The following is an 8,961-nucleotide window of genomic DNA, read 5'->3' on the forward strand; positions in this document are numbered from 1 at the left end:
AGGACCGCTCGCCCTGGGCCACGGCGACGGCGTGCGCGAAGGAGAGCCGGAGCCCGAAGCGTTCGGCGCGCTCGGCGAGCAGGCCGAGGTCGCTGCGCCCGTGCAGCAGGTCGTCGATGAACTCGCGGCGGGCCGCCTCCTCGCGGCGCACGGCGAGCCGCTGGGCCCGCTCGTACCCTTCGGCGAAGGCGTCGACGCCCTGCTCGACGGCGGTGAGCACGCCGTCGAGGGTGGCGGCGCGGTCGTAGGTGTGGGCGCGGGCCGCCGCGAGGTGGACGCCGACGAGGGTGCGCAGGCCGTGTCCGGCCTCGGCGGCGCGCTCGCCGAGGGCGCGCCGGGAGTCGAGCTCGTCGCGGGTCAGCCTGCGGCCGGTCGTGGAGGCCTCGGCGACGATGCGCACGAAGCCGTCCAGGAATTCGGCCGGTATGCCCCGCTCCGCCGCCATATGTACCCCCACCTCGCTGGTCTCGCCCCAGGCCCTTTGTAGCGCAGAGTGCGGCGAGGTCCCCCATCGGGGCGGTGCGTTCACCGCGGGGGCGCGGTGGAGGCGCGCGTGATGGCGGACTCGACGGCGGCGACCCGGTCGGCGAGCAGTCCGAGCGCGGCCACGGCACGCACCAGCGGATCGGTGTCGGGACCGCCCAGGGTGCGGGCCCGGACGTGCCCGGCCCTGATCTCGTCCCAGCGGGCGCTCTGCCGGGCGTCGAGCGTGCCGCGCAGCTCGGCGAGCTTGAGCAGGTTGGCCTCCGCGCCCGTGGTGAGGGTCTGGGCCTCGCTCGCGTAGTGGTCGTCGACGACGGCGGCGAGCTCGGCGTCGTTCATCGCGGGATCGATCCGCGCGGCGATCTTGTTCATGTCGCGGTACGAGCCCTGCAGCCGGAAGGGCGGTTCGGTGCGGGTCGCCGGGTCCTGGGCGGCGGACGCGATGTAGGCGGCGTTCACGGCGAGGACGGTGCCGCGGGCGGCGAGCAGATGGCGCAGCACCGTGACGATGCGCTCGCGCTCGGCGGCCGGGTAGGCGTGCACGAGCCGGTCGGGCCGGGCGGTGGGGTCGCCCGCGGCGAGCCGGACGAGCAGGTCGAGGTCGGCGCGGTCCCGGCCGGCGAGCGGGGCGAGGTGCGGGTTGGCGGTGAGCGCGTTCTCGACGAAGGAGGTGGCGAAGGCCTCCTCCTTGCCGGTCAGGACGTCGCCGAGGTTCCACACGTCGGCGCGGTTGGCGAGCATGTCGGGGATGCGGAAGCGGGCACCGGACTCGGTGTAGGGGTTGCCGGCCATGCAGACCACGAAGCGCTTGCCGCGCAGGTCGTAGGTGCGGGACCGGCCGTTCCAGACGCCCTCCATGCGGCGCTGGGCGTCGCACAGGGAGATGAACTTCTGCAGCAGTTCGGGCGAGGTGTGCTGGATGTCGTCGAGGTGGAGCAGGACGTTGTTGCCCGCCTCCAGGGCGAAGTTGATCTTCTCGACCTCCTGGCGGGCCGCGGCGTTCGGCGCCTCGGCCGGGTCGAGGGAGGTGACACCGTGGCCGAGCGCGGGCCCGTTGACCTTCACGAGGATCATCCCGAGCCGGTCGGCGACGTACTCCATGAGCGTCGTCTTGCCGTAGCCGGGCGGCGAGACGAGCAGCAGCAGGCCGCCCGCGCTGCCGAGCTGGGCGGCGAGGTTGTCGCCGATCAGCGGCAGGTAGACCTCGTCGATCAGCCGGCTGCGCACGAACGTCGACAGGACGCGCGGGCGGTGCTCGTCCAGCCGCAGCCGGTCTCGCTCGACGGCGGCGAGGCGTGTGCGCAGCTTCTGGTAGGCGCGGTAGCCGGGGACGGTCGCGGTGCGGAACTGCCGGGTTCGGGACAGGAGTTCGTCGAGCCGGACCGTGAGGGCGCGGCCCTGGACGCGCGGATGGGTGCCGAGCAGTCCGGTGACGGTGGCGGTGAGGTCGGCGGACTCGTCGTAGCGCGCGAGGTCCGGGCAGAGTTCGACGGCGACGGCCTCGGGCAGATCGGCGGCGCTCTCCCCCGCCGGGTCCGCGGACGCGGCGTACGCCGCGAGCCAGGCCTCGACGATCTGGCGCCGGGACGCGATGTCGGGCAGCCCGCGCAGGTCCTCCTCGTAGGCCGGACCGTCCACCGTGCGGCGGAACTTGTCGAGGAAGGTGCGCACGCGGGTCGCGGTGACGAAACCGTCGGGCGCGCAGCTCAGCTCGTCGAAGAGATAGCGCGCCGCGTCCGCGTCGCCGCCCATGCGCGCGGCGAGCTCCGCGCGGAAGTCGTCGACGGCAGGGGCGAGCCCGAAGGTGTCGCGGGCGCGGGCGAGCGAGCGGGCGCGGCGGGTGAGCGGCTCCCGCTCCTCCCGGGGCACCTCGTGCGCCCAGAACATCTGCGCGGCGGCGCGGGCCGCGGGCGGGTGGCGCAGCAGTCCGGCCCCGGCGTGCAGGCGCAGCAGCGCGGTGAGGATCGCGGTGGCGTCGTGGTCGTGGACGCCGCGCTCGTACCCCTCGTCGTACGCGTCCTCGGCGGCGCGGCGCACGAGCGCGGCGAGGTCGTCGGTGGCGGCGAGGGCGTCGGCGCCGTGCTCGTCGAGCAGGCGGGCGGCGAGGTGTTCGGCCCGGTAGACGCCCGCGGTCTCGGAGGCGAGGTGCTGCTCCCAGTGGGCGCGGGTCGCGGCGAAGGCGGGGTCGGTGACGGGCGCCCGGTAGTCGGTGCCGGTCACGGCGAAGGCCATGGCGTCGCCGTGCGGGACGAGCGTGAGCTCGAGGGGCTGGCTGTTGACGGCGAAGCGGTGGCGGCCGAGCCGGATGGTGTCGCCGCCGTCGGCGTAGAGGTCGGCGCGGTCACGCAGGGCGCGGACGGCCTCCTGACGTGCGGCGACGACGCGTCCGGCGAGTTCGTCGGCGCGGACCTGGTCGCCGAGTTCGCGCAGTTCGTCGATGGTGCGGCCGACCTTGGCGACGAGCGGGTCGGAGGCGAAGTAGGTGTGGACGGCGTCGGCGGAGTCGAGCGCGGCGGAGCGGCGGGCGACGCTCTCCAGGACGCGTCCGGCGGAGCCGACGAGCCGTTCGGCGCGGCGGGCCCGTTCGTCGGTGAGGCTCTGCTTGCGGGCGGCGAAGACCTCGTGGATCTCGGTGCGCCGGGCCTCCAGGTCGTCGGTGAACTCCTCGGACTCGGCGAAGCGGCCGTGCAGGTCCTCGAGCTGGAGGACGAGCCGGGCCAGGTGCTCGTCGCAGGCCGCAGGGGTGTCGGCGGCGGCCAGCGCCCCGGTGACGGCCTGCCCGAGCAGGGCGAACTCGGCGGCGAACTCGGCGCGGCCCTCGCGCGCCGTCAGTTCGCGGCGGCGCACGTCGAGCGTGGCCCGGGTGCGGTTGACGCCGGCGAGGGCCTCTGCGATGCGCTCGAGGACCGTCGCGCGCACGGTGGCGTCGGCGACGTCGAGCCCGGTCACGGCCTCGGTGACCGTCTGCAACTGCTCGCCGGTCTCGTGCAGTTCGTCGCGCAGGGCGCCGGACTCGGCGACGGTCTCCAGCTCTTCGGCGCGGCGTGCGAGGTCGGCGATCTGCTCGTGGTGCGCGGCGAACGCGTCGGGGCGGGCCAGGAAGGTGACCGCGCGCTGGCCGGCGGCGGCGATGTCCTCGGTGAGTTGGGCGGCGAGGGCGTCGATACGCTCGGTGTCGGCGTAGCGCATCTCCTTGACGGTCAGCAACTGGCCCTGTGCGCGCCGCAGTTCGGTGATGCGCTCGACCCACTCGGGTGCCGTGCGGGGCGCCTCGCCACGGATGCGGCGGACCAGCCCGGTGATCCGGTCGGCGCACTCGGCGAGCCGTTCGGCGGCCTGCCGGGTGAGCCCGCGGACGGTCTCGTACTCGGTGACGACCTGCTCGGCGGTGGCCCGCAGCGCGTCCAGCGGCTCGCCGAGCGCCCCGGCGTCGGTGTCGCCGAGCCAGTGGTACTGGTCGGCGGCGCGGGCGCAGGCGGCGACGAGCGCCTCGTACGCCGCGGTGGTCGGCGCGTCCGCGGTGCCGGCGACGGTGCGGGCGACGGTGCGGGCGACGGCGAGCGCGTCGGAGATGCCTCGCACCAGGTCGGCGTTGCCGATCCGGGCCAGCGGCCCCTCACCGGCCGGCCGGGCGGCGGCGTGCGCGTCGGACACGTAGGGGCTGCTCCACCGCTGGAGCGGGTGGACACGGGCGGGCTCGGGGTCGGCGACCGTGCGCAGCACGAGCAGCGTCCCGTCGTCGGACAGGGCGTGCCCGCGGCAGGGGATCGGGGTGGCGAACTCCTTGCGGATGACGTTGTACGAGAGCAGCAGTCCGCGCTCGCGGTCGCGGGCGTGGAACACGTACAGGACGTCCTCGCCGTTGGGCGAGCGGACGGTGCGCTCGTACTCCAGACCGGCGGTGTCGAGGGCGTCGAAGCTCTTGTGCTCGCCGGTGGCGAGGACGTAGCCGCCGGGGAAGACGACGCCCTGGTCGTCGGGGAGCACGCGGCTGGTCTGTCCGAGGCCGTCGAGCCGGGCGGTGCGCCGGGTGAGCGTGTCGTGGACGAGGTAGCGGTCGGCGCTCTCCTTGTACGGCCGCACGCGCAGCAGGATCAGGGGGCCGACGCGGGCGTGCGCGACGGAGGCGTCGGCGAGGGACTGCAGCGGCTCGTCGACGGGCTCGCTGTAGATGCCGTCGGCGGTCTCGGTGTCGTTCTCGGTCTTGAGGGTGAGGCTGCCGTCGAGGGTGTCGACGTACAGCTCGCCGCCGGGGATCGCGATGTGCGGGTGGCGGCCGGGGACCTGGTCGTCGCGGGTCGTGCGGGTCCAGCGCAGGTCGTGGGCGGGCGGCATGACGTGGTCGCGGTCGCCGCGCGCGTCGAGGAACGCGGCGCGGCCGTCGACGGTGAGGCTCCAGCGCAGTACGCGGATGTCGTCGGCCTTCTCGCCGGTGCGGAAGACGGCGAGCAGCTTTCCGTCGAGCGGGCGCAGCCGGATCAGCCGGGCCGCGCGGTAGTAGCGGTGCAGGGCGCCGAACTCGCGGACGAAGTCCGGGTCGTCGAGCAGTCCGGGCACGGCGCCGTCGTCGAGCCGCTCGAGGCTCGTGCGGTCGTGGAGGGTGAACACGTCGGCGACGGCGGTCTCGTGGCTGCCCAGCGGGGTGGTGCGGCCGAGGAGCAGGACGTCCCCGACGGCGACGACGTCCCGGGCGACGGCCGGGTGCGCGGTGCCGAGGTGCTCGGTGCCGGTGAGCGCGAGGCCGGTGGACCCGAAGGTCTCCAGGCGGCGTCCGTTGAGCAGGGTGGCCCGCTCGGTGAGCTGCCGGGCCTGCCCGGCGAGCCGGTCGCGCAGGACTTCGTACGTGCCCGCGTCCAGACCCGTTTCCATGTGCGGGTTCCCTCTCGTCCTCGTGGGTGGTGCGCGTGGTGCTCGTGGTACGGCGGCCGGCCGGGGCCGCCCACCCCCGTGGGGCGGTCCCGGCCGGCCGGGGAGGTCAGATGCGCGCGGTGCCGTTCAGCTCGGCCAGAGGCATGTCGGCCAGCCCCAGCTGGCCTGCCTTGTCGAGCAGTTCGCGCACCTGACCGGCCTGGTCGCCGCCGCTCTTCATGAGCTTCATGAGCAGCGCCGAGACGGTGAGGTTCTGTACGTCGGCCGTGGACACCGAGCCGAGGATCTTGGCGAGGTCCTCGGTGAAGTCGGAGGTGCCGTCCAGCCAGGGTGCGGCGAGCGTCCGGGCGGTCTCGGAGTGCTCGACGAACCCGTCGAGGCCCTTGCCGAGGGCGATCGAGGAGACGAGTCGGTCGAAGAAGACGGACTCGCCGCCGACGATGTTGATGTCCGCGTTCTCCAGGCCCGTGGCCAGCACGGTGGCCTGTGCCTCGGCGACCTGCCGCTGCACGTCGAGCCCGGCGAGCCGGATCTCCTTCTCGGCCTGCAGCTTGAGCCGGTACTCCTCGTGCCCGCGGGACGCCTCGTCGAGCGCGGCCATCGCTGCGGCCTTTTGCGTGATGCCCTCGGCCTCCGCCTTGAGCTTCTCGGAGATCGCGGTGGCCTCGGCGAGCGCCTGCTCGCGGGCGCCGAGCGCCTCGGCGCGCATCCGGGCCTCGGTGGCCTCGGCCTCGGCACGCCCGGCCTTCTCGGTGACCTCGGCCTCCTTGTCGCGCACCTGCACCTCGGCGAGGCCCGGGGCGGCCGCCTCGGCCTGCAGACCGGTGGCGAGCTTGAGCTTGGCCTGCGACTGGAGTTCGGCGGACTTGAGCTCGGCCTCGGCGAGCGTGAGCTGCTCGGCGGCGCGGTGCGTCGCGGCCTGCTCGGCGGCCTCGGCCGCCTTGATGTCCTTGACCAGCTTCTCCTGCGCCTCGGCCTCCGCGGCGATGATGACGGCCTGCCGTCCGCGCTCGGCCTCCTCGACCGCGCGCAGCTTCTTGATGGACTCCTCCTGCTCGGCGACCGTGCGGTCGACGGCGACCCGCTCGCGGACGACCTCGGCGATCTCCCGCTTCTCCGCCTCGACCTCCTTGTCGGCGGCGATCTTGGTCAGCTGGGTCTCGCGCTCACGGGCGATGACCTCGAGCAGCCGGTCCTTCTCGATGCGCTCGTTCTCGACGGCGATGACGCGCTCGCGGTTCTTCTGCGCGACGGCGACCTCGCGGGCCTGGTTCTCGCGCTGCACCCCGAGCTTCTCCTCGGTGGAGAGGAACGCGCCCTGCGAGCGCAGCCGCTCCTCCTCCACGACCCGGGCGGTCTCCGCCTCCTCGCGGGCCCGGACGGTGTCGATCTCGCGCTTCTGCTTGATCTCCGCGTCGGCCTGCCGGCGTTCGAGCTCCAGGATGGTCTCGCGGGCGTCGACGTTCTGCCGCGTGATCTCCTTCTCCTCGGTGCGCTGGAACTCGTTGGTGCGCACGTGCTCGACCGTGGTCAGCTCGGTGATCTTCCGGATGCCCTGCGCGTCCAGGACGTTGTCCGGGTCGAGCTGGCTGAGCGGCGTCTGCTCCAGGTAGTCGATCGCCGCGTCTTCCAGGTGGTAGCCGTTCAGGTCGACACCGATGACCTCGATGATCCGGAACCGCAGTTCCTCGCGCTTGGTGTAGAGGTCGGTGAAGTCGAGCTGCTTGCCGACCGTCTTGAGCGCCTCGGAGAACTTCGCGTGGAACAGTTCCTGGAGCGTCTTCTGGTCGCTGGCCCGGGCGGTGCCGACGTTCTGCGCGACGCGGATGACGTCGTCGACGGTCTTGTTCACCTTCACGAAGAACGAGATCCGGATGTCGGCCCGGATGTTGTCCTTGCAGATCAGGCCGTCGCGGCCGGTGCGGGTGATGTCGATGGTCTTCACCGAGATGTCCATGACCTCGGCCTTGTGCAGCACCGGCAGCACGACCTGCCCGGTGAAGGTCACGTCGACCTTGCGCATCTTCGAGACGATGAGCGCCTTGCCCTGCTCGACCTTGCGGAACAATCGCGTGAAGACGAGCAGCAGTGCGGCACAGACGAGCAGGACAGCGACGACGGTCACGCCGATGCCCACGGTGGTGGCATCCATTCAGAAGTCCTTTGGATCCAGGGCCGGTCGACCCTCGGTGTCGGTGAAGGCGATCTCGACAGGGCTGCGCCGAAGACTCCGACGGTGCACCGGGAGGACCGGTACACGTCAGAGACCGACGCGGGGTGCACAGGTCCGGTTGCGCGCCGTCGTGGCCTGTCGATGATCCGTGACATCACCCGCGGGACGGCCCGGTCCGGTGCGGATCGGCGGCCGTGCAGGAGATGAAGGCGAGAAGAGAGAGATGCGGCGGTGCGATGCCGCGCGGGTCTAGACCCGTGGGCCGGGTGATCGGCGCGAGGCCGAACCGGGTTCGTCAGGCGCGGACTTGACCGGCCTGCGGCCGTCCGCCGTGACACCGCGACGCGGCGCCTGTTCCCCGTACGCGGCCGCGGCAGTCCGCTGTGTGTGCGACTCGCTCATTCCGGCCCCCCTTGCGCGACGACTCCCCCGGTGGCATCCCGGCGCCGGGCCCGTTTCCGGAACCCGGCACCGGGGTCGGCCCCCCGTTTCTGCCGGGACCATCTTGCCCCGCGTTCAAGGTCTGACACATTGCCGTACTCCGGCAATCTTTACGCGCTCTTGATGCCGGGACCGCCCACGCACCGGCGGGCGAGAGGACGCGCGGGGGCACGCAGAACGCCCTCCGGACCGCGGTCCGGAGGGCGTCGGAACACTGCGACGGAAAGGGCTCAGTCGTCCTCGACCGCGTCCTCCGCGTTGCGCCACGTCATCACGTCGACCGTGATGTACGTACTCGGGTCGTTGGCACCGGACTTGCCGCGGAACGTGACGAGACCGATGTGCCCGGCGTCGCTGCGGACGCAGATCTGCGCACCGGCACCCAGCTGGTCCATCTTGATCGCGTCGGTGAACCGGGTCTCGTTGCGGCAGGTCTCGAGCGAGCCCTTCTGCGAGTTGTTGAGCAGAACGAGCTTGCCGTTGCCGGTGCCGACCTCCGGGTCACTGACCCCTTGGCCACCGTAGAAGTAGAAGTCGCCGTCGTAGTACTGGGCTCCCGACACGCTGGCGATCGGCTTGACGGGGTTGTCGCCGAGCTGGAGGTAGTACTCGTCCGTCAGGTTGATGCTCTTGTACGTGGCCGGCTTGGGGTCGGGACGCTTGGCACCTCCGCCGCCCTTCGCCGAGCCGCCGGAACTGCTCGACCCGCCGGACGAGGACGACGACTGGTCGCCCTTGCCCTCGTCGGGAAGCAGCGCGCCGATGACCCCGAGCACCACGAACACGCCGACGACGGACAGGGCGATGATGAGGCCGGTCCGCTTCTTCGGGGGCGGCGGCATGACCCCGTACGGGCGCGGCCCGCCGGGGTAGGGAGCACCCATGGGCACGCGCGTCCCGGGCGGAACCGGGCCCCGGTAGCCCGGCATGGGCGTCGGGTGCGGGTGCGGGGGCCGGGTGCCGTGCGCGACGGGCGGCGGGGTCTGGCCGAAGGC

Annotated in this window: 2 protein-coding genes and 2 pseudogenes; all 4 read right to left on the reverse strand. The window is 72.9% G+C overall.

Features of this window, described 5'->3' with window-relative positions:
- Positions 1-445: pseudogene (locus tag GTW43_RS01645) on the reverse strand (PucR family transcriptional regulator); the annotation flags it as partial.
- Positions 446-525: 80 nt separating this feature from the next.
- On the reverse strand, positions 526-5,352 hold the full coding sequence (locus GTW43_RS01650; protein ID WP_161299738.1) for a DNA repair ATPase: 4,827 nt from the start codon (positions 5,350-5,352) through the stop codon (positions 526-528).
- 106 nt (positions 5,353-5,458) lie between these two features.
- Positions 5,459-7,504, reverse strand: coding sequence for a flotillin family protein (locus GTW43_RS01655; protein ID WP_161299739.1), 2,046 nt, complete (start codon positions 7,502-7,504; stop codon positions 5,459-5,461).
- A 692-nt stretch (positions 7,505-8,196) separates the two neighbouring features.
- Positions 8,197-8,961: pseudogene (locus GTW43_RS01660) on the reverse strand (serine/threonine protein kinase); the annotation flags it as partial.

The sequence above is a fragment of the Streptomyces sp. SID5785 genome (genome assembly GCF_009870065.1).
In the GTDB taxonomy this organism is placed as follows: Bacteria; Actinomycetota; Actinomycetes; order Streptomycetales; family Streptomycetaceae; genus Streptomyces.

Excerpts from the sequence above, each read along its gene's own strand:
- GTW43_RS01650 (WP_161299738.1), bottom strand. The coding sequence starts at position 5,352 with ATGGAAACGGGTCTGGACGCGGGCACGTACGAAGTCCTGCGCGACCGG.
- GTW43_RS01655 (WP_161299739.1), bottom strand. The coding sequence starts at position 7,504 with ATGGATGCCACCACCGTGGGCATCGGCGTGACCGTCGTCGCTGTCCTG.